19 protein-coding genes are annotated in these 19,473 nt (G+C 72.6%); 8 read left to right on the top strand and 11 right to left on the bottom strand.

Annotation, left to right across the window (positions count from 1 at the left end):
* Positions 1-256 precede the first annotated feature (256 nt).
* The 4 genes from ACZ61C_RS35025 to ACZ61C_RS35010 all read right to left on the bottom strand — a co-directional run bounded on the left by ACZ61C_RS35025 (position 257) and on the right by ACZ61C_RS35010 (position 3,718).
* The gene (locus tag ACZ61C_RS35025) at positions 257-496 is read right to left on the bottom strand and encodes a hypothetical protein (RefSeq protein ID WP_465312177.1); all 240 of its coding nucleotides are present in this window, start codon (positions 494-496) and stop codon (positions 257-259) included.
* Positions 497-676: 180 nt separating this feature from the next.
* Positions 677-2,293 (bottom strand): DUF6345 domain-containing protein, encoded by a 1,617-nt coding sequence (locus ACZ61C_RS35020; RefSeq protein ID WP_465312176.1) that lies wholly within the window; start codon positions 2,291-2,293, stop codon positions 677-679.
* 103 nt (positions 2,294-2,396) lie between these two features.
* Entirely contained in the window at positions 2,397-2,990 is a 594-nt protein-coding gene (locus ACZ61C_RS35015) for a hypothetical protein (protein ID WP_465312175.1), read from the bottom strand.
* Positions 2,991-3,157: 167 nt separating this feature from the next.
* Entirely contained in the window at positions 3,158-3,718 is a 561-nt protein-coding gene (locus tag ACZ61C_RS35010) for a hypothetical protein (RefSeq protein ID WP_465312174.1), read from the bottom strand.
* A 91-nt stretch (positions 3,719-3,809) separates the two neighbouring features.
* Between ACZ61C_RS35010 and ACZ61C_RS35005 the strand changes: the two genes are divergently transcribed.
* The 3 genes from ACZ61C_RS35005 (at position 3,810) to ACZ61C_RS34995 (ending at position 6,612) form a co-directional block, all read left to right on the top strand.
* Positions 3,810-4,136: a hypothetical protein gene (locus ACZ61C_RS35005; protein ID WP_465312173.1), complete on the top strand. Its 327-nt coding sequence runs from the start codon at positions 3,810-3,812 to the stop codon at positions 4,134-4,136.
* A 76-nt stretch (positions 4,137-4,212) separates the two neighbouring features.
* A complete protein-coding gene (locus ACZ61C_RS35000; RefSeq protein WP_465312172.1) occupies positions 4,213-5,730 on the top strand; it encodes a CehA/McbA family metallohydrolase in 1,518 nt (505 codons plus the stop codon).
* Positions 5,731-5,817: 87 nt separating this feature from the next.
* Complete coding sequence (locus ACZ61C_RS34995; protein WP_465312171.1) at positions 5,818-6,612, top strand: hypothetical protein; 795 nt, start codon at positions 5,818-5,820, stop codon at positions 6,610-6,612.
* Positions 6,613-6,723: 111 nt separating this feature from the next.
* On the opposite strand, the gene ACZ61C_RS34990 is transcribed toward ACZ61C_RS34995, so the two are convergent.
* Genes ACZ61C_RS34990 through ACZ61C_RS34980 form a run of 3 tightly spaced genes read right to left on the bottom strand, consistent with a single transcriptional unit; the run spans position 6,724 to position 9,432 of the window.
* Positions 6,724-7,749 carry an NAD(P)-dependent alcohol dehydrogenase gene (locus ACZ61C_RS34990; RefSeq protein ID WP_465312170.1) on the bottom strand — a complete coding sequence of 342 codons (1,026 nt, stop codon included), beginning with the start codon at positions 7,747-7,749 and terminating at the stop codon, positions 6,724-6,726.
* Complete coding sequence (locus tag ACZ61C_RS34985) at positions 7,746-8,417, bottom strand: iron-sulfur cluster assembly protein (RefSeq protein WP_465312169.1); 672 nt, start codon at positions 8,415-8,417, stop codon at positions 7,746-7,748. The genes ACZ61C_RS34990 and ACZ61C_RS34985 overlap by 4 nt, the downstream gene beginning before the upstream one ends.
* A 1-nt stretch (position 8,418) precedes the next feature.
* Positions 8,419-9,432 (bottom strand): amidohydrolase family protein, encoded by a 1,014-nt coding sequence (locus ACZ61C_RS34980; protein ID WP_465312168.1) that lies wholly within the window; start codon positions 9,430-9,432, stop codon positions 8,419-8,421.
* Positions 9,433-9,595: 163 nt separating this feature from the next.
* On the opposite strand from ACZ61C_RS34980, the gene ACZ61C_RS34975 reads away from it, so the two are divergent.
* The gene (locus ACZ61C_RS34975; protein ID WP_465312167.1) at positions 9,596-11,059 is read left to right on the top strand and encodes an AAA-type ATPase lid domain-containing protein; all 1,464 of its coding nucleotides are present in this window, start codon (positions 9,596-9,598) and stop codon (positions 11,057-11,059) included.
* Here ACZ61C_RS34975 and ACZ61C_RS34970 read toward each other — a convergent pair.
* Positions 11,034-12,260 carry an MFS transporter gene (locus ACZ61C_RS34970; protein ID WP_465312166.1) on the bottom strand — a complete coding sequence of 409 codons (1,227 nt, stop codon included), beginning with the start codon at positions 12,258-12,260 and terminating at the stop codon, positions 11,034-11,036. The genes ACZ61C_RS34975 and ACZ61C_RS34970 overlap by 26 nt on opposite strands.
* A gap of 81 nt (positions 12,261-12,341) precedes the next feature.
* Here ACZ61C_RS34970 and pdxR point away from each other — a divergent pair, with 81 nt between their 5' ends.
* A complete protein-coding gene (gene pdxR / locus ACZ61C_RS34965; RefSeq protein WP_465312165.1) occupies positions 12,342-13,748 on the top strand; it encodes a MocR-like pyridoxine biosynthesis transcription factor PdxR in 1,407 nt (468 codons plus the stop codon).
* A gap of 32 nt (positions 13,749-13,780) precedes the next feature.
* Here the strand turns inward: pdxR and ACZ61C_RS34960 are convergent, their stop codons facing one another.
* Positions 13,781-15,172, bottom strand: coding sequence for an MFS transporter (locus ACZ61C_RS34960; protein ID WP_465312164.1), 1,392 nt, complete (start codon positions 15,170-15,172; stop codon positions 13,781-13,783).
* Between the two features lie 81 nt (positions 15,173-15,253).
* A complete protein-coding gene (locus tag ACZ61C_RS34955) occupies positions 15,254-15,730 on the bottom strand; it encodes an SRPBCC family protein (RefSeq protein WP_465312163.1) in 477 nt (158 codons plus the stop codon).
* A 160-nt stretch (positions 15,731-15,890) separates the two neighbouring features.
* Between ACZ61C_RS34955 and ACZ61C_RS34950 the strand changes: the two genes are divergently transcribed.
* Complete coding sequence (locus ACZ61C_RS34950; RefSeq protein ID WP_465312162.1) at positions 15,891-16,406, top strand: bifunctional nuclease family protein; 516 nt, start codon at positions 15,891-15,893, stop codon at positions 16,404-16,406.
* Positions 16,407-16,483: 77 nt separating this feature from the next.
* On the top strand, positions 16,484-17,425 hold the full coding sequence (locus ACZ61C_RS34945; protein ID WP_465312161.1) for a sigma-70 family RNA polymerase sigma factor: 942 nt from the start codon (positions 16,484-16,486) through the stop codon (positions 17,423-17,425).
* A gap of 1 nt (position 17,426) precedes the next feature.
* Here the strand turns inward: ACZ61C_RS34945 and ACZ61C_RS34940 are convergent, their stop codons facing one another.
* On the bottom strand, positions 17,427-17,912 hold the full coding sequence (locus ACZ61C_RS34940) for a DUF2087 domain-containing protein (protein ID WP_465312160.1): 486 nt from the start codon (positions 17,910-17,912) through the stop codon (positions 17,427-17,429).
* Positions 17,913-18,499: 587 nt separating this feature from the next.
* Between ACZ61C_RS34940 and ACZ61C_RS34935 the strand changes: the two genes are divergently transcribed.
* A complete protein-coding gene (locus tag ACZ61C_RS34935; protein ID WP_465312159.1) occupies positions 18,500-19,186 on the top strand; it encodes a helix-turn-helix transcriptional regulator in 687 nt (228 codons plus the stop codon).
* Positions 19,187-19,473 lie beyond the last annotated feature (287 nt).

Here is a 19,473-nt window from a genome sequence, read left to right as displayed (position 1 = left end):
GCCTCCCAAGTACCCACGCGCAGAAGGCGACGCACCTGTCCTGGGGCGTCGCCTGCACCTGCCTACACCCTGCTGGATTACCGCCGGGTAGACCAATGTCCGGCATGGCGCATGCCGGGGCGGTTGTGTTGTGGGAACCCCACAAAAAGCGACCCGCGCCACACTGGCGGGGCGCTGTTTCTCGCGAGGCATGCCACAAAGCACACGCGCAGCCTACGGTGACGGCGGCTAGGGAAACAGCCAGTCGGGAGAAGTGTCAGGAGGCCAGCAGGACGTCGGACTCGAGGACCTGGCCGAGCTCGCGGCGTTCGGCCTCCGACAGGGGGACGGCGGCGACGCTGCAGCGGCCGTCCGCACCGGGCGCGGTGGTGACGACCAGCACCGGCCTGCCGTCGACCTCCCGCAGCGTGACGCGCCCGCCGCAGGAGAGGTCGACGGTGACACCGGGGCGTTCGTGGTTACGGCCCAGCCAGCGGCTGACGAAGTCGAAGGTCATCGCGGTCTCCCCTCGGGCGCGTTCAGCCCTCGGCACACAGGTGTGCGTGGTTAATGCCCCGGATACACCGTGTTCACACGCGGAGGGCGAAAAATTCGTGCCGGACGCCGTCCGCGCCGGACGAGAGGCGGGGCGGCACCCCCCGACGAGGTGCCGGCCCGCCCGGGCCCGTGCGGCGCGTCAGCGCAGCGGCGCCTCCAGGACGTAGCGCTTCGCGAGCCCCTCGCCGCAGTCCACCTCGACGGTCCGGCGGGCCACCTGGGCGCCGTCGTCCCCGCGCAGCGAGTACCCGACGGCCGTCGAGTCCTCGATCGTGCGGACCTCGGCGGGCACCCGGCCCCCGGCGGAGAGCCGGCGCAGCAGCCGCTGCAGCGGGACGTCCAGCGCCTCGTCCACAGTGGACGGCCGGTGGGTCTCGCCGCGGGCGGCCGCGGGCGCGCTCTCGGTGAGCCGCTCGACCTCACGCGTGGCGTCGACGATCGTGGTCACCGTGCCCGCGCCGTCGATGCCGACCCGGACCTCGCCGAGGCCGGGCGTGACGACCGGGTGACCGTCGACCAGCTGCGTGAACACGACGTGCGTCTCCCGCACCCGCGGGTCGGCGACCTCCGAGGCCGTGCCGCCCGCGTGGTACTGGTGGCGCACCTTGTCCGCGACCAGGTCGACCCGGTCGGCCAGGCCGAACGTCTCGACGGCGTCCTGGGCGATCCGGACCGCCTCGGCGGCGCTCGGCGCGTCCCGGCCGGTGCCGTCCACCTCGGCGAAGGTGATCTCGCGGACCCCGCGGTGGTCGACGGTCAGCCGCGGCCCGCCCTGGCCGTCGCCCAGCACGACCCCGTGCGAGCCGAGCGCGGCTTCGGCCTCGCCGCCGCCGAGCCGGACGCCGTAGTGCCCGGCCAGCTCGGTCAGCTTCGCCGTTGACATCCGCTGCGGCGCGAACCGGGCCGTCTGCGGCGACGCCGGCAGCTCCAGCTTGGGCGCCCGGATGCTCTTGGCGGCGTCGTACCAGGTCCACCACCACCAGTTCTTGGCCGCGGCGGCGGTGGTGAAGGTGCCTTCGTTCCAGAGCCGGTCCTGCGCTTCGGCCTGCGTCGCCCCGCACGCCACGGCCGACGGCGCCTGGTGGTGGTCGATGTCCCACGACGCGTCCAGCCACGCCTTGCTGAACTTGTGGCCGTTGGCGTTCCACTTGGTGAAGAAGAACGCGCCGTAGTTCGGGTTGTCGACGCTGGTCGTCTCGAAACCGAAGATCATCCGCAGCCCGAGGTTCGCCGCGTCCCACGTGCGGATCGGGCTGTTGCCGTCGCTGATGCGCAGCGAGAGGCAGGTGGAGAAGAAGAGGTAGCGCGCGACCTCGTTGCCGAGGCGCATGTCGTTCGAGCCCGCCCAGGCGGTGCCGCTCCAGGTGCCGCCCATCGGCATCCAGAACACGCCGTTGCCGTCCATCGTGCCGTGGCCGGAGTGGTACTCGGCGACACACGCGTCGAAGCCGTAGGTGCCCTGCCAGTCGTCGTACTGCTCGCCGTAGATCCACGAGAGCACGCCGCCGTCCTGGTACCAGAAGTTCGGCGCGGTGAACTGCTTGACGTAATTGTAGAAACCACCCGCGTCGTCGTGGGTGTAGGTGAGGTCGTTGATTCCGGCCGGGAAGTCCTCGATGGAGCAGACGCCGTACCGGTTCGCGCCGCGCTCGGCGGTCACCCCGGTGGCCCCGAAGGGATCTCCCGAGGTCAGTGGGTGTGCGGCGGCGGGCGCACCCGGCGGTGCGGTGACCGCGCCGTTCTTGAGCAGTGCCATGGTTCCTCCCCGGATCCGGCTTTCTCGAGCGCTGTGACGCTAGTCGTCGAAACCGGGAAAACCGCCGGATACATCTTTTTGCCACACCTTCAGCGCAATTTTTTCAGCGCTGCACCGATTCCGTGAACCTTTTCCGTTTTCCCGGCCTATCCGGTCGTCGGGGGTGGCCCAGAAGATCCACAATGGACTCCGGGCGCAGGCCCGGGTGCCCGGCGAGCACCCGCAGGGCTTTCCCCGGCGCTCCGGCGAGCAGCACGCGGGCGAGGTCCGCCGGGCACCGCGGGTTCGCCGCGATCCGCGCGGAGACCGTCGTCCCGTGCCGGGCGAGGGCGCGCAGCTGGGCCGGGGTCAGATCCGGGTTGGGCGCGACGAGCCGGGCGACCCCGGCGTCCGGGTCTTCGGTGAAGCGGTCGAGGAGGTCGGGCGGCAGGTCCGGGCTCGCCGCGGCCAGGCGCCGGACCTGAGCCGCCGGGGATTCGGCGAGCGTGCGCAGTTCCGTCGCGTTCGCGGCGGCGACGCGGGGCACCAGCAGCCCGATCTTCGTCGCGGGCGCGAGTTCGGTGAGCAGGGAGAGCGGGATCCGGGGGTTGAGGGCGGCGGCGCGCTTCATCTCGCGGCTGGTGTCCCGGGTGAGCAGCCGCGGCAGGAACGCCACGGCGGCGGGGTTGCTCGCGAGGTCCTGCCGGGCGCCCGGCAAGTCGTCCTCGGCGAGCTTCGCGTAGACCTCGGCGGTGAGGTCGCTGCGGGATGCCGGCTTCCAGCGGGTGAGGTCGTCGCCGTCGGCGGGCAGTCCGTGCGGGGGTGTGGCCGGGTTGCCCGCGAGTGTGTGTAGGAGGTTCTCGGGCGCCGCCCCCGGTTTCCATGCTACCCGGGATCACCGACAAGAATCGGCCTCGCGCAGGAGGCTGAGCAGCAGTTCCGGGGGGGGGGGGGGGGGGGTGACTGCTCGTTCGCGGCGAGGGCCAGGCGGACCTCGGGACGGGCGTCGGCGGCCAGGCGGGCGGGCGGCGGCCGGCACCGCGCCGCCGAGGTGACGACGTCGAGGTCCGGATCCGCGGCCAGCAGGTCCACGATCGGCTCGGGGAGCGGGAACCGGGCGCTCAGCTCGCGGCGGATCACCGGGTCGGGGTCGCGGGCGAGGCGGGCGAACAACCCCGGGTCCGCGTCCGGGTGCGTGAGCACCGCGAGCCCGGCCCAGGGGTCGTCGGAAGGCACGTCGGCCGGGGTGAGCAGGCCTCGGTCCAGCAGCGGGTACAGGACACCCGCGCCGCAGCGCCCGGCCAGGACCCACACCTGGGCCGCGGTCAGGTCTTTACGCCGGGCGAGGATCGGGCCCAGGTCGTCGTCCGCCGTGGTGACCAGGCGGTCCAGCAGGGGCGCGGGCAGCGCCGGGTTGGCGGCCAGGCCGCGCAGTGACGGGGTCATTGTCCGCTCCGAACGTCCCGCCGGCGCGGAACACCGCAGGATCGCGGACGTTCCGCGGCGCCGCAACCGGATTTGCCGCCATGATGGCGGCATGAAACTCGGGCAGCTGGCGTCGAACGCGCGGGACCTGTTCACCGCAAAACTGGTCTACGGCGAACCCGTGGAGCGCGACGGGGCCGTCGTGATCCCGGCCGCCGCGGTGTTCGGCGGGGGCGGGGGCGGCGGCGGGGACACCGGCGCGGCGCCGCTGCGGGAGGGCGCCGGGTTCGGGGTGCTCGCCCGGCCCGCCGGGGCGTTCGTCGTGCGGGACGGCACCGTCGTGTGGGTGCCCGCCCTCGACGTCACGCGGCTCGGGCTGGCCGCCGCCGTCACGGTCGTCGCCCTCGCGAAGATCCTGGCCAAGCGCGCCGGACGGTGAATGTTCACCACCGGTTCTTGTCGGCGTTCGCGTTGCTCCCCTAGCGTCCGGGGCGTCTTTCGATGCGGAGGTACGCATGAGTTCTGGGGACTTGAGCCGGCGCGCGCTGCTGCGCGCGAGCGGGGTCGCGGCGGCCGGCGCGGCGATGGGGATGCTGCCCGGGGTGGCGTTCGCCGACCAGCCGGGCGGCACCGGCAGCCAGACCCGGACCGTCACCGGCACGCTGAAGCCGGACGTCCCGGACTGGTACTACCTGCCCGTCGACGTCCCGCGCGGGGTCAAGCAGATCGACGTCGTCTACTCCTACGACCGGCCCCAGGTGCCCGCCGGCACCCGCGGGAACGCCTGCGACATCGGGATGTTCGGCCCGGAAGGCCACGAACTGGGCAACGCCCGCGGCTTCCGCGGCTGGTCCGGCGGCTTCCGCGACCGGTTCTCGATCAGCGCGTCCGAGGCGACTCCCGGCTACCTCGCCGGTCCGATCCGGCCCGGGCGGTGGCACGTCATCCTCGGCCCGTACACCGTCGCGCCGCAGGGCCTGACCTACAAAGTGGACATCACGCTGACGTTCGGGCCGGACGCCGCGCCGTTCAAGCCGAACCCGGCGCCGGAGAGCGCGCCGGCCCGCGAGCGCGGCCGCGGCTGGTACCGCGGTGACGGCCACCTGCACACCGTCCACTCCGACGGCCGCCGCACACCCGACCAGCTCGTCGCCGACGCCCGCGCGGCCGGGCTGGACTTCCTGGTCTCCACCGACCACAACACGTCGAGCTCCCAGCTGGTCTGGGGGAACTACGCCACCGACGACCTGCTGATCCTCAACGGCGAAGAGGTCACGACCCGGTCCGGGCACTGGCCCGCGATCGGCCTGCCCGCAGGCACCTGGATCGACTGGCGCTACCGAGCGGCCGACGCGGCGGACTTCCGCCGCTTCACCGACCAGGTGCACCGCGCGGGCGGCCTGGTCACCGCGGCGCACCCGTTCGCCAACTGCTTCGGCTGCACCTACGAGTTCGCGTACGAGATCGCCGACCTGGTCGAGGTGTGGAACGGTCCGTGGACCCAGGACGACGAGGCGAGCGTCATCCACTGGGACGGCCTCCTGCGCGGCGGCCGGTTCATCCCGGCGATCGGCGACTCCGACGCGCACAACCCGGACCAGCGGGTCGCGCTGCCGCACACCGTCGTCTACGCCGACCGCCTGCGCCGCAAGGAGCTGCTGGCCGGGCTGAAGGCCGGGCGGTCGTGGCTGGCGGAGTCCTCGGCGGTCCAGCTGGACTTCACGGTGTCCGCCGGCGGGCGCACGGCGGGCATCGGCGAGCGGCTCCCGGCGGGCACCGGCACCCCGGTGACAGTGCGCGCGGTGGTCGGCGGGGTTCCGGGCACCACGGTGACGTTCCTCGACCAGCTCGGCCCGGAGCACACCGAGACGGTCGGCGACACGGGCACGGCGACGGTGATGTGGACCACCTACCCGCGGTACTCGCGGTGGGTGCGCGTGGAGGTCCGCCGCCCGTCCGGTGGCCCGAACACCACCCAGCCGAACGCCATGGTCGCGATGTCCAACCCGATCTTCCTCGGCGCCGACCGCTGAACCTCGCCCGCTGCACCGCGTCCTGTCTTTGGGCAGACTGGTGCGAACGGGTGACGGGGAGGCAGTGTGCGTGGATGTGGCCTGAAGGTGGCCATCTTCCTGGGAGCGGTCATCGTGCTGACGGCGGGCGTGGTCGTGGCGGTGGTGCTGAGCCGCGGCCCGGACCGGACGCCGGGCTGCACCGTGGCGCTGCCGGGGGAGAACACGGCCTCGTACACGTTCAGCCCGGAGCAGATGAACAACGCCGCGACGATCTCGGCCGTCGGGACGAAGCTGGGGCTGGTCCCGCACGCGGCCACGGTCGCGCTGGCCACGGCGCTGCAGGAGTCGAAGCTGCGGAACCTCGCCGGTGGTGACCGGGACTCGGTCGGGTTGTTCCAGCAGCGGCCCAGCCAGGGCTGGGGCACGGTCGCGCAGCTGCAGGACCCGGTCTACGCGGCGACGGCGTTCTACGAGAAGCTGGACAAGCTGCCCGGCTGGGAGACGATGCCGATCACCGAGGCGGCCCAGGCGATCCAGCGCTCGGGCGCCCCGGACGCGTACGCGCAGTGGGAGCCGCAGGCCCGCGCGATGGCGGCGGCGTTCAACGGCCAGTTCCCGGCCGCGCTGACCTGCCGCAACCTGACCTTGGCCGCCCCGGGCGACGTCGCCGCGGCGGCGACGGCCGAGCTGGGCACGGTCAAGCTGAGCGGCGCCCACCCGGCGGCGCAGGGGTGGACGTACGCGAGCTGGCTGGTGGGCCGCGCGGAGGCCTTGGGCCTGGACAAGGTGAGCTTCGCCGGTCAGACGTGGACGGCGGAGTCCGGCGCCTGGGCCCAGGACTCCGCCGCCGGCCCGGACCTCTCGCTGCACCAGGCCCCGGCGGCCCAGCCCAGCCAGTGACCGTCACTTTCACTGAGAAAGTGATCCCGAGGCTGGCTTGGGACGTCACTTTCACTGAGAAAGTGATCCGGAGTTCCCGCTCCGGGGGTCTCCTTCGGGTGACGGGCTGGGTCAGGGGACCAGGATCGCCCGGCCGCGGATGCGGCCGGCGTCGAGGTCGTCGAGGGCCTCCTGGAAGTTCTCCAGGGGGTAGCGGGCCGTGTGCAGCTTCACCCGGCCCTGCGCCGCCAGGACCATCAGCTCGCACAGGTCGTTGTACGAGCCCACCAGGTTTCCGATCAGGTTGATCTCGCTCGAAATCACGTCGATCGTCGGGACGTCGATGTTTTCGCCGTACCCGACGACGTGGTAGTCGCCGGCCCGCCGCAGCATCGCGATCCCCTCGGCCGTCGCCCCGCCCTCGCCGACGAAGTCGAGCACCGCTTCCGCGCCGTGGCCGCCGGTCAGGTCGAGCACCTCGCTCACCTGAGCGCCGCTCGCCACCACGCCGTGGTCCGCGCCGATCGCCAGCGCCAGCTTCACCGCGTCCGGGTTGCGATCGACTACGACCAGTTCGGCCGCCGAGATCGCCTTGAGCACCTGGACGCCGATGTGCCCGAGCCCGCCCGCGCCGATGACGACGCACCGGTCGCCCGGACGCAGGCGCCGCGCCGCCTTGGCCGCCGCGTGGTACGCCGTCAGCCCGGCGTCGGCCAGCGCCGCGACGTCCGCCGGCTCCAGTGCGTCGTCGATCTTCACCACACTGCGCGCCGACGTCTTGAGGTACTCCGCGTAGCCGCCCGCCGTGTCGATGCCGGGGAACTGCGACTGTGCACAGTGGACGTCGTCGCCGAAGCGGCACGCCCGGCACAGCCCGCACGTGATGAGCGGGTGCACGATCACCTTGTCGCCCTCCGCGACGTTGGTCACCGCGGCGCCGACCGCGTGCACCCAGCCTGCGTTCTCGTGCCCGATCGTGTAGGGCAGCGTGACGCCGGACTTCTCCGCCCACTGCCCTTCCAGGATGTGCAGGTCGGTCCGGCAGACGCCGGCGCCGCCGATCCGCACGACGACGTCGTACGGGCCGCTGACCTCGGGCGCGGGCACCTCGGTCAGCCGCAGCGGCTCGTGGTAACCGACAACCTGGACCGCCTTCATGAAGCCTCCACTGTGGATTCGGGGTAACGGGTGCGGAGCAGGCCGCGGCAGAAGTGCGCGTTGCCCTCGATGGAGATCCGGACCGACCGCGCGAACCGCAGCCGCAGCGGGATTTCCTCGCGGGGGAACGGAGTTCCGTGCTCGTCGACCAGCACGAGCGCCGCCGGGCCGGGCGAGAGCCCGAGTGCTTCGCGACGCCGCAGCAGCGCGTCCGTCGCCGGACCGGCCTCCAGGTCCGCGAGCGTCACCTCGTGCAGGTCGACGTCCTCCCGGGCGCGCATCAGGACGGTCAGCGCGCGTTCCATCGCCGCCTGGTGTGCCTTGCGCCGGAACGTCTGCCGCAGCTCCTCGAGGTCCTCCTCGGCTTCGTGGCCGAACGTCCCGCGGTACCCGGCGTCGGCGGCGAGGCCGCGGTTGATCAGGTCCGAGTCGTGGTGGTCGTCGAGCAGCACCACGACTTCGCCGGTCCACGGCAACGCCGTCAGCACGTCCTTCGCGTCGGATGCCATGAGATAGGCGAAGTTCGGCGCGCAGAACGACGTCGGCAGTCGCAAGTGGACGGTCACCCGGTCGTCGTCGACTTCCACCGAACGGACGAACCCGAGATCGGTGATGGGCTCGTCGAGCTCCGGGTCGAGAACCGCGTCCAGCGCGGTGTGGGCGTCCATCTCACGCCACCGACACGGCCTGGGTCTCGACCGGCGCGAGCTGCAGCTCGGCGGGCACCGGGATGTCGTACATCTTCGCCGCGTTGAGCCCGAGGATCTTCTTCTTCTGGTTCACGGTCAGCGGCGCGTACTCCGGCAGGTCCTCGGGGATCCGGAAGTCGACGAACCGTTCGACCAGCCACTTCGGCGTCCAGATCGCGTAGTCGCTGGAGAACTGGATGCGGTCCTCGTCGAGCCAGTACAGCAGTTCGCCGATGATCTGCGCGAAGTACTTCGGCCGGGTGTGGATGAACGGCATCGCGACAGCGAGTCCCGCGTGGACGTTCGGCTCCTGCGTCGCGATCCAGCAGAAGTCCTCCAGCCGCGGCAGCCCGCAGTGCTCCACGACGAAGTTCAGCTCGGTGAAGTCGGTGGCCACGTGGTCGACGTCGGCGACGTCGAAGGCGTCGCGGTCCAGCGGCCGGATCGTCGGTCCCTTGTGGACGTGGATGTTCCGGATCCCCAGCTCCTGGCAGGCTTCCAGGTACTTGTACGTCCACTTGTCGTCGAGCTTGTAACCGCGGGAGTCACCCTGCCACTCGGCGGTGTAGAGCTTGACGCCCTTGAGGCCGAAGCGCTCGGCGTCGCGCCTGAGCTGGTCCAGCCCGGCCTGTTCGAGCCGCGGGTCGAAGTTGTGGTTGTAGGTCAGTTTGCCCGGATGCCGCTGCGTCAGTGCGAAAGCTTCTTCGGTCTGGCCGAAGCCGTTGTGGTAGAACGCGCCGAGGTGCGCGGGCTGGAAGATCGCGTGGTCGACGTACCCGTCTTCGAACAGGTCCTTCACCAGCCGTTCGCCGCCCTGGTAGAGGTAGTCCTCGTACGGCCAGACCTCGGACTCCGGGCTGAGGTTGCGGTGGTAGTCGTAGAAGCAGTCGATGAACTGCTTGCCGTGGATGTTCCGCTGGTTCTCCGGGCGGGCGTCCCAGAGCGCCACGTGGGCGTCCACGATGAAGTACGTCTCGCCGTCCTTGCTGTACATGGGGTTCCTCCGCGGTTGGCACGTTGGAGGCGACGGTAGGGACGTCGGCGCTGGTCAGGGACCCGTCCGGTGTCTCGATATGAGACAGCGCGCGCTGCCGCCACCCGATCGGCCGACGTAGCCTGGGGGAGTCCGACGCAGAGCCGCGTCCCGGGAGGCCGAGGTGGAGAACCCGCAGGTGCACGTCACGCGGTCGTTCGACGCGCGCGCCGCGATCGCGCCCAGGCTGCGGGCGTCGTGGCAGCGCAGCGAGCGGTACGGCGTGCCCGAGGACGAGGTCCTGCCGGTGTTCTCGGGCGCGGTCGACACCGGTTCGCTGCTCTACGAATGCGGCACCGAGGTGCTGCGCGGCCTGCAGGCGACACTGGCCAACGAGCCGATCAGCCTGATGATCACCGACAGCGAAGGCCTGGTGCTGAGCCGGCTGTGCACGGACGCCTCCATCAGCCGCTCGCTCGACAAGGTGCACCTGGCGCCCGGGTTCTACTTCGCCGAGAGCAACGCGGGCACCAACGGCCTCGGCCTCGCGCTCGCGGACCGCGTGCCGTCGATCGTGCGGGCCGGCGAGCACTACTGCACCGACCTGCGGGGCTACACCTGCGCGGCGGTGCCGGTACTGGACCCGCTGACCGGCGTGCTCGCCGGGAGCGTCAACCTGACGACGTGGTCGGAGCAGTCGTCGGAGCTGCTGCTCGCGCTGGCCCAGGCCGCGGCCGGGAACACCGCGGCGCTGATGCTGGCCCGGGCGTCCGGCCGGACCGCCCGGCCGACCCCGCGGGGTGAGGTCTTCCGCGTCTACGCCGACCGGGTCGACCCCGGTGACGTGCCGCGGCTCTCGTCGGCGTGGACCACCGCGGTCGCCGAGACGCAGGCGGCGCTGGCGGCCGGCCGGGTGGTGGCCGTCGTCGGCGAACCGGGCGCGGGCAAAACGGCGCTGGCCTCTCTCGCGCACCGGGCGCTGCGGCCCCGCGACCGGGTCCTCAACGCCCGCCCGCCCGCGCCCGACGACGCCGACACCTGGCTGACGCTCTGGACGCCCGAACTGGCCAAGGACGACACTTGCGTGATCGTGTCGGGGGTGGACACGCTGCCCGCGTGGGCGGCGTGGGAGCTGGCGCGGCTGTTCACCGAGGCGCGGCACCCGGGTGGGCCGGTCCCGTTCGTGCTCACCGCGGAGGACGGCTCGCTGTGCGCGGCGCTGAGCCCGCTGGTCGACCGGGTCGTCGAGGTGCCGGCGCTGCGGTTCCGCCCCGACGACGTCCTCCCGCTGGCCCACCACTTCGCCCGCCGGGACCGCGGCCGCGACGTCGCGTTCACGTCCGCGGCGTCGCGCGCGCTGACGGCTTACGACTGGCCGGAGAACGCGAAGCAGCTTCGCCGCGTGATGCGTGAGGCCGCCGCGCGATCGGACGTCATCGACACCCAGCACCTGCCGGCCGAGGTGTTCACCGGCGTCGGGCACCGGCTGAGCCGCCTGCAGGCCCTGGAACGCGACGAGATCGTGCGGTGCCTGTCCGAGCCGGGCGCGACGGTGGTCCACGCGGCGACCCGGCTCGGCATGGGCCGCGCGACGCTCTACCGGAAGATGGCGCAGTACGGGCTCAACGCGCGGCAGCTGAAGTCGTAGCCCACCGCACCGCCGGCCCCATCGCCCAGCCGGCGGCGAGGAAGACCCCGCCCATGAGCAGCCAGCCGGGCAGGCCCCAGCCGATGACGACGGTGCTCAGCAGCACCGGGCCGATCGCGCGCGCCACCGACGTCCCGGTGCCGAAGAACCCCTGGTACTGGCCCTGGCGGTCGGCCGGGGCGAGGGCGAAGCCGATCTCCCACGAGCCCGCCGACTGCAGCATCTCGCCGAACACCTGCACCAGCGCGCCGGCCACGAGCACCGCGAACGCGACCCACGGCGAGGTGCCGGACGCCGACAGCGCGAACGCCACGCAGGAGGCGAACAGCAGCAGGCCGGACCGGCGCACCATCCGGGCCGCGGCGCCGATGCTCGCCAGCCGCCCGGCCACGCGGACCTGCAGCAGCACCACCACGACCGTGTTCAGCACGAACAGCGCGGACACCGCCCAGCCCGGCGCGGCCGTCCGTTCGACGATCCACAGCGGGATCGCGACGCTCAGCAGCGGCATGCGCAGCAGCAGGATCGCGTTCAGCAGCGTCACCAGCGCGTACGGCCGGTCGCGCAGCACGGCCAGCTTGGGCTCGCCGGAGCGCGGGACCGACGTCTTCACGGCCGGCAGCGCGAGCATGAGCGCCGCCGTGAAGACGAAACTCGCCGCGTCGAGCACGAACACCGTCAGGTACGCCGAAGCCGTGTCGGCCGAAAGCGCGAGCCCGCCCAGGCCGGCGCCGACGGCGAGCCCGGCGTTGCCCGCCGACTGCAGGTGCGCCCGGACGCGCGTCCGCCGTTCCGGGTCGGCGAGCGCGGCCAGCAGCGCCTGCCGCACGGCGGCCAGCCCGGTCTGGCAGCTGCCGTAGAGGCACGCGGCGAGGACGAACAACAGCGGCGAGCGGACGACGAGGAACGCCAGGATCGACACCGCCGTCGCCAGCGACAGCAGCACGGCCGAGCCGCGCGCGCCGTGGCGGTCGGCGAGGTGGCCGAGCGGCACCCCCGCGACCGAGCCGACCGCCCAGCCGAGCGTGAGGCCGAGCCCGACCTGTGCGGGAGTCAGCCCGGCGATGCGCGTGAAGAACAGCACCGAGCACGTCAGGAACGCACCGTCGCCGAGCGAGCCGGTCAGCTGGGCGGCGGCGAGCAGCCGGCCGGGGCGCCGGTGCCGGTCCGGCGGGGCGGGGCGTTCCAAGGTCACCGTCATGCGGAGGACGTTAGAGCGGAACTTGGCCCGATCCCAGATCCAATTATGGCTTCGTCGACTGGGCCAATGTAGCCTCGCCGGATGGACTTCCACGTCAGCCTGGCCGGCCGGGGTGATCTCAGCGCCCGGATCTACCGGCAGCTGCGTGACGCCGTCCTGGACGGCAGGCTGCGCGCGGGGGAGCGGCTGCCGCCGACCCGGGAGCTGGCGCGGCGTCTGGCCGTCTCGCGCAACACCGTCGCGGTCGCCTACGACCGCCTCACCGCGGACGGCTTCCTCACCGGCCGCGTCGGCGCCGGGACCTACGTCAGCGCTTCGCTGCCGACACCCCGGCCGCGCAAGGCGCTCTCGGTGCGGGGGCCGCAGCCGAAGGCGGTCTGGCGGTCCTTGCCATCGGCGGTCGCGGCCGTCCCGCAGGCGCCGGTGTACGACTTCCGCGTCGGCATCCCCGACGCGGCGCTGTTTCCCGTCGAAACGTGGCGGCGGCTGCTGGCGCGGGAGCTGCGGGACGCCGCCGGGTTCGCGCACTACGCCGACCCGGGCGGGCATCCCGGTCTGCGCACGGCGATCGCCCGGCACGTCGGCGTCTCGCGTTCGGTGCGCGCGGACGCCGACGACGTGCTCGTCACCCAAGGCGCGCAGCAGGCGCTCGACCTGCTGTGCCGGGTGCTGCTCGAACCCGGCGACCGGGTCGCGGTCGAAGAGCCCGGTTACCGGCTGGCGAAACTGCTTTTCACGTCCCACGGCGCCGAAGTCGTGGGTGTGCCGGTGGACGGCGAAGGCCTCGACGTCGCCGCGCTGCCGCCGCGCACGAAGCTGGTGTACGTCACGCCGTCGCACCAGTTCCCGCTCGGCACCCCGATGTCCCTCGCGCGCCGCACGGCGTTGCTCGCCTGGGCCGAGCGCACCGGCGCGGTGGTCGTCGAGGACGACTACGACAGCGAGTTCCGGTTCTCCGACCGGCCCCTGGAACCCTTGCAGAGCCTGGACCGCGGGGGCCGCGTGGTCTACGTAGGCTCATTCTCGAAGACGCTGCTTCCCATGCTGCGCCTGGGTTTCCTGGTCGCCCCGGCGTCACTGCGGGACGCGCTGCGCCACGCCCGCCGGCTCGCGGACTGGCACGGCGACCTGCCCGCGCAGGCGGCGCTGGCCCGGTTCGTCGACGAGGGCCTGTTCGCCCGCCACATCCGCCGTGCGACGAAGGTGTACGCCGAGCGCCACGAGCGGATCACCGAGACGCTGGACCGGGTGTTCGCCGGTCGCCTGCGGCTCGTGCCGTCGGCGGCGGGGCTGCACCTGTGCGCGCTCGGCGAGGCGGACCTGGAGCCGGTCGCGGCCCGCGCGGCGGCGGCCGGGGCGGCGGTCCAGACGCTTTCCGACCTGTGCGGCGGGTTTCCGGGACACGGGCTGGTCCTGGGGTACGGCTCGATCCCCCTGGACCGCATCAACGACGGCCTCGCGGCTCTCGACCGCGCCTGGGTCTCGTGAGTGTTTTTTAGGGTTAGAACCCTAAAAAACACTCACGACAACTGCGGCAGGGGCTCGACGTGGTGGTCGGTGCGCCGGCGCGCGGCGATCGCCAGGCCGCCGGCGCCGGTGACCACCGCGGTGGCCAGCACCAGCAGCCAGCCGCGGCGGAAGTCCGCCAGATCCGGCGTCCCGGCGAAGACCGCGACCAGCACCGCCGTGCCGAGCACCGTGCCGACCTGCCGCATCGTGGTGACCATCGACGAGCCCGCGCCCCAGCGGGCCGCCGGGAGGACCGTGCCGACGACCCCCGAGAGGCTCGGCAGGATCAGCCCGACCCCGATGCCGGTCAGCAGCTGGCCCGGCAGCATCGCGCCCAGGTAGTCACGCGTCGAACCCATGCGCAGCAACCAGATCAGCACCCCGGCGCCGAACGACAGCCCGCCGAGGGCGACGAGCGGGCCGGGCCCGACGCGGTGCGCGAACCGGCCGCCGGCGATCGACACCGGCACCACCATCAGCGGCCCGGGCGCCAGGGACAGCCCGGCCACGAGGATCGAGTCGTGCCAGATCGAGGTCAGAAACAGGACGTTGCCGAACAGCATCGCGGCGAACCCGGCCGCGAACACACCCGTCGTCACGCACGCCAGCCACAACGTCGGGACGCGCAGCGCCGGCAGGTCCAGCACCGGCACCGCGTGGCGCGCCGAGCGCAGCGGCACCCACACCAGCGCGACGGCCGCGACCGCGAACGCCAGCAGCACCGGCTGGCCGCCCCAGCCGTGGTCGGACGCCTCGACCAGCGCGTACGCGAGCGCGGCGACGCCGACGAGCAGCCCGGCCGCGCCGAGCAGGTCCGGGACGCCGGTGGCGGTGTCCCGCGACTCGCGCAGCACCCGCGGCCCCGCCAGCAGCGTCACCGCGCAGATCGGCAGGTTCACCAGGAACACCCAGCGCCAGGACGCCTCGACGAGCAGGCCGCCGACCGGCGGGCCGAGCGCCGCGGCCGCCGCGCCCACCGACGCCCAGACCCCGACCGCCAGCGGCCGCCGGTGCGGCGGGAACGCCGTCAGCAGCAGCGCCAGTGACGTCGGCATGACCAGCGCGGCCCCGATCGCCTGCACCGCGCGGAAGGCGATCAGCACGGGGATCGACGGCGCGGCCGCGCACGCGGCGGAGGCGAGGGTGAACACCGCGACCCCGATCAGGAACAGCCGTTTCCGGCCGTACCGGTCGGCCAGCCGGCCCGCCGGGGCGAGGCACGCGGCGAACAGCACGGTGTAGCCGTTGAGCACCCACGACAGCGTCGCGAGGTCGTCGCCGGGGAACGCGGCGCGGATGCCGGGGAAGGCGATGGTGACGATGAACGTGTCGAGACTGGCCAGGAAGGCGGCCGTCGAGACGACCAGCAGCACGAGGCCGGGCTTCGGCGGGGAGTCGGTCATGACGCTCCTAGGTTTGAAAAAGCAACCTAGCTGGAGACAGTGAGTCTCAACAAGAGACTGACCTGACCGGAGCGACCTATCTCACGCAGTGGCGGCGTACTCCTCGGCCCGGGCCTTCAGCGCGGCGAGCGTGTGCTCGATCGAGCGGACGTTGTAGCCGGGCCGGTCGGCGCGCCCGGTGACCCGCGGGCCCATGAACTTCCGCACGATCCAGCTGCCGATCCGGTACCAGTTCTCGGTGACCAGGCAGCCGTCCGCGCTCGGTGCCAGCACGTACTCCCACCGCGAGACCCGCGAGCCGAACGGCGTCCGCACGTCGAAGGCGAACCGGCGGCCCGGTTCGAACACGACCACGCGCACCCGCGTCCACCACTGCAGCTCGCCGTTGCGGTTGCGGCCGCGGAACCGCGCGCCGAGCGCCGGGCCGGTGTCGTCCAGCCAGCGGCCGCCGACGTTCTCCGGGCTCAGCTCGCCCATCCGCGGCAGGTCGGTGACCCACGACCACACCGTGCCCGGGTCGGCGGGGACGGCGGTGCTGCGCGAAATCGTCGGTTCCACCCCACGACGGTGACAGCGCGGCCGCAGGTCGGGCAAGGGATCCCGGGGTTGTCCGCAGGGCAGGAGAGCCGCGGTGAAAAAGCCGGTGACCCGACCGCGTTGCAAACGGCGTCATTCTGGGTACCTCGCGCGCGGAGGAGTCTCCGACACGGAGGGTGCGGTGGTGGGCGTGATCCTGATCGAAGTGGTGGGGATGGCCGTTCCGGTTCCCGGTGAGGCGCCGCTGATGCTGCTCCGCGAGCCGGACGGGGCGCGCCGCTGGCTGGCCATCATGATCGGGTACGGCGAGGCCGAAGCCCTCGTGCGGGCGCGGGAGCAGATCGCGCAGCCGCGCCCGGGCACGATCGAGCTGCTCGGCGACGTGCTCGCGGCGTTCGGCCAGGGGGTCGCCGCGGTGGAGCTGACCGAGGTGCGCGACGGCATCTTCTACGCCGACCTCGTGCTCGTCGACGGCACCCGCGTGTCGGCCCGCCCGAGTGACGCGGTCGCGCTCGGCCTGCGCCAGGGCGCGCCGATCAGCGTCGCCGAAGAGGTGCTCGACGTCGCGTCCGTGCAGCTCGAGGTCGAACAGGAGGCCGAAGGCCCGGCCGCCGACGTGCTGGACACCGAGGCCGAGGTCGCCCGGTTCCGCGCCGAGCTCGACGGCCTGGGCCCGGAAGACTTCGACGACCTGTGACCCGTTTCTCCCGTCCGCGATGAAAAGCGGCCGCGGCGCCGGTATACCTGCGAGGTCGCCGGCCGGACGGGAGAACGATGCAGGACTTCGCCACGCGCACCGAGCCGCACCGGCGTGAGCTGCTGGTGCACTGCTACCGCATGCTCGGCTCGGTCCACGAGGCCGAGGACCTGGTGCAGGAGACCCTGGTCCGCGCCTGGAAGGCGTGGGCGGGCTACGATCCGGCCCGCGCGTCCGTGCGCACGTGGCTCTACCGCATCGCCACCAACGCCTGCCTGACCGCGCTGGAGGGGCGGACGCGGCGGCCGCTGCCCTCGGGGCTCGGCCGGCCCAGCGAGGACCCGGCCGCGCCGCTCACGCCGTCGTTCGAAATCCCGTGGCTGCACCCGTTCCCGGACGCGCGTCTCGACGACCCCGGGCACCGGCTCGCCCGCCGGGGCACCCTGCGGCTGGCGTTGCTGGCGGCGATGCAGACGCTGCCGCCGAAGCAGCGCGCGGTGCTGATCCTGCGGGACGTCCTGGCGTTCAGCGCGGCGGAGGTGGCCGGGTTCCTGGACACGACGCCCGCGGCCGTCAACAGCGCCCTGCAGCGCGCCCACGCGAGCCTCGGCGGGCTGTCGGCCGACGACGTCGCCGAGCCGGACGACACCGCGGTGGAAGCGGTCCTCGACCGCTACGTGCGCGCGTTCGAGCGCGCCGACGTCACGGGCCTGGTCGAGCTGCTCACCGAGGACGCGGTGCTGGAGATGCCGCCGGTGCCGCTCTGGTACCGCGGCCGCGACGGGTACGGCGCGTTCATGGCGCGCCTGTTCGGGATGCGCGGCCCGGACTGGCGCCTGACGCGCACCGCCGCGAACGGGCAGCCCGCGCTGGTGGCGTACTGCCGCGACGACACCGGGGTGTACCGCCTGCACACGCTCCAGGTGTTCACCGTCCGCGGCGGGCGGGTGGCGCACAACGTCGTGTTCGCCGATCCCGCCGTGCTCGCCCTGTTCGAGCTGCCCGCGGTGGCGCCGTGACTCAGCCGGCGGCCCGGGCTTCCGCCGGGCGGCCGTAGGCGCTGCCGTCGTTGCTGCGCTGGAGAAGGCCTTCGTCGACGAGGAAGCGGCGGAGCGCGGCGTGGTCGTCGTGGACGGCCGAGAGCTTCTCGCGGACGTCGCGCTCGGTGTAGAGCCGGCCCGGCTCGAACCGCTCGGCGAGGTGGGCGAGCAGGGCGTGGCGGAGCTTGCCCGGCCGCGGGATCGTGACCAGCCTGCCGCGGCTGAACAGCGCGTCGAGCGGGTCGGCCGGGGTCTTGACGAGCGCGTCGCGGAAGACCTCGGGGACGGCGTGGTAGCGGTCGCCGGACCGGGTGACCAGCCCGGCCGCGACCAGGCGCTGCGCGAGCTTCGCCGTCTGCCGGTCTTCGGCGGCCGGGAGCCCCTCGGGCGCGGTGCAGATCCGGGCGAACAGGCGCAGGCGTTCGGGGTCGGCGAGGGCGGAGACCAGCGCTTCCGGTGCAGTCATGAGCGGACGGTACCGGGGCCGGGGCGGCGGGTGAACCGGTTCGGCCCGGCGGCGCTCCGGTGACCGGCATCGGGTGGGACAGCGCGCGGGCGGGTGTCTCACGGTTTCCGTCCACTGTGGAGACTATTCGGTGATGGTGATATGCGTGACCGAACATGAAGGCGTCTCGAATCCACCTTAAATGAATGTTAAGTATCCCGACGTTTGCTGGTACCGTGGCCGGGGAAAGCGGTGGGGGCGAGGGAGTGAACGGGCAGTCCGGTTGCCCGAACACCCGCGCCCGGCGGCCCGTGAATTATCAAGGAATTGTGAGCGTCGAATTGCCTGCGGGGGCGGGCGTTCGGTACGGCCACCCCCGCCCCGGACTGGGAACTGGCCGCTGAACAGGGGATTAAGCTGCGGGAGCGGGGATACCGAACCTTCGGTGCGGAGGGTCCCGCACAGCGGGTACGGGCGGCCACGAACTTCACTCGCCAGCCCCGGGAATGCGTTGACCGCGCCGATCCGCCGTTCGTAGTCTTGCGGCGTCGTCTTCGAGTCGGACGGCTTTATTGGACGCTCAGACCTCAAGCAGAAGGGGGCTTTCCATGGCCGGCATCCGAACGATTTCCCCGCTCGCCACGCACCGCGCCGACCCGGGCCGCCGGGTGGTGCCCGGGCTGCGGCCCGGCATCATCGGCGACTTCGTCGAAGAGGCCGACATGCCGTTGGTCGTGCTCGGCTCGGGCCTGCGGGTCGGCGGCGCGAACGCCGCCTTCTACCGCTGGCTGGGCCGCCGCCCGGCGGAGGTGCTGGGGGAGTCCTTTCCCGACCTCGTCGCCACCGCGCCGGCGTACCTGCGCGAACGGCTGAACCGGGTCGCCGAAGGCCGTGAGCAGCGCTTTCGCGGCAGTGTCTCGGGTCTGGTGCCCGCCGGCGTCGACCGCGTCACGATCGTGGCCGGCCGGATGCGGGCGCCCGGCGACACGATCCTGCTGACGGTGGTGCCCGAAACCGCGCCGGCCGGGCTGGGTAGCGCGACCGCGGAAAGCTCGCGCTCGGTGTCCGGCATCGAGGCGAAGATCCTCCAGGGGATCGCCAGCGGCCTGTCCAGCGTGCAGATGGCGTCGCGGTTCTACCTGAGCCGCCAGGGCATCGACTACCACGTCGCCCGGCTGCAGCGGAAGTTCAAGGCGGGCAACCGCGTCGAGCTGATCTCGCGGGCCTTCGCCTCCGGGCTGCTGGACTCCACCACGTGGCCGCCCCGGGTGCCGGACTCCCGGCTGGCGAGCTGAGCGCGGGCAGCCGTGCGGTTGCGATCGGCTGACGTCCCGGTGACCGGCCCGGGAACGGCTCCCGGATGCGGTGCTCGTCACACCGCCGGGGCGGTGCCCAGCGCGGCGATTACGCAACGACGTTGTGCGAACGGAAACGCTCATCTGAGCACTCGATCACCACTGTCCGCGCCTCCATCACGGTATCCACTGGTAGCTGGCCGCATTGGTCCAGATCTTTCTTCGCGAGAACCGTCGCCAAACCGCTCAGATGAGCAGGCGACTTCGGGTAGTGAGGGATAACCCCT

It is taken from the genome of Amycolatopsis sp. NPDC104587, assembly GCF_055583645.1.
This window is presented reverse-complemented; position numbering and strand designations above follow the sequence as displayed.